Genomic DNA, 1,132 nt, shown 5'->3' with positions numbered 1-1,132 from the left:
TGATAGGAAGAAGTTTTATTTGTAACATTTTTTTGACTTTTATTACAAAAAACGCTGCGTTTGTAATAAAAGTCTTTAAAAATATATGAAATAAGCATATAATTATGATGGTAGTGTCAATGCAATTTGCACAATGTGTTTTATTTTAAAAGTGTAGAGGAAAGCAAGCTCTACACTTTTCCTTTTTAGGAAATGAAAAGAATATTTGTAAGTTGTTGCGAGATATCGATTGTACTGTGTAAAATGAACAAAGAGATTATTTGATAGAAAGCTGGAAAGGGAATGATAGACGTGAGAGCGGAACGATCACCTTTTATCAGGTGAACTATTATAGTCTTATTAAGACTGAGGTGAAATTCTGTGGCCATTAAGGTAATACATAGTGTGAACAGATTTTAAAGAACACGAAGTACTATACTTAAAGATGGATATGGAACTGCTAAATACTTCAAAAAGAATAATGTAATATTAAGTAATAATTTGTACAAACAATATTAATGATCTTCGTAAAAAAGATGCGAGTGTATAGAACAATTACATATTTTATAACTTTTTTATATTACACGATGGTCGTTTATAAGTAGGAGGAAGAGATGTTGAAATATAGTAAATTAGCAATTATAACTGCATTATCAATGACTTTATTAGCCGGTTGTTTTGGACCGAAACCAGAAGAAGAATTATATGTAGCGTTTGAAAACGCTGCTAAACAAGAAAAAACAATGTTTGAAGATGCAAAAAAACTTGAGACTTTAGAGAAAGAAGGACAAGAATTATATAACCAGATTGTGCAAGAAGGAAAAGATAATAATCAAACTGTTAAAGAAAAACTGAATCAAGCAGCAAAGAATACAACTGAACGAGAAAAAGTACTTACAAAAGAAAAAGAGGCCTTAAATAAAGCGCAAGAAGAAGTGAAGTCAGCTGATAAGTATGTGAAGAAAATTGAAGATAATAAGTTGAAAGATCAAGCTGATAAAGTGAAAAGCATGTATGAGAAACGACACGATTCATTTAATAAAATGTATGACAGCTATAATAAATCTTTAAAACAAGAAAAAGAGTTATATACAATGTTACAAGATAAAGGTACTAAATTAAAAGATATTAGTGAAAAAGTAAAAGTAGTAAA

At 28.9% G+C, this 1,132-nt stretch carries 1 protein-coding gene; it reads left to right on the top strand.

Going from position 1 to position 1,132, the window contains the following annotated elements; translation table 11 throughout:
- Positions 1 to 593: 593 nt before the first annotated feature.
- Positions 594 to 1,132: YkyA family protein (locus DN403_RS30810; protein ID WP_098578517.1), on the top strand; the 539-nt coding region annotated here is incomplete at its 3' end.

The organism is Bacillus sp. AY2-1, assembly GCF_008368965.1.
GTDB lineage: Bacteria > Bacillota > Bacilli > Bacillales > Bacillaceae_G > Bacillus_A > Bacillus_A thuringiensis_S.
Note: the sequence above shows the minus strand (reverse complement) of the source record. Positions and strands in the feature narration are given on the sequence as shown.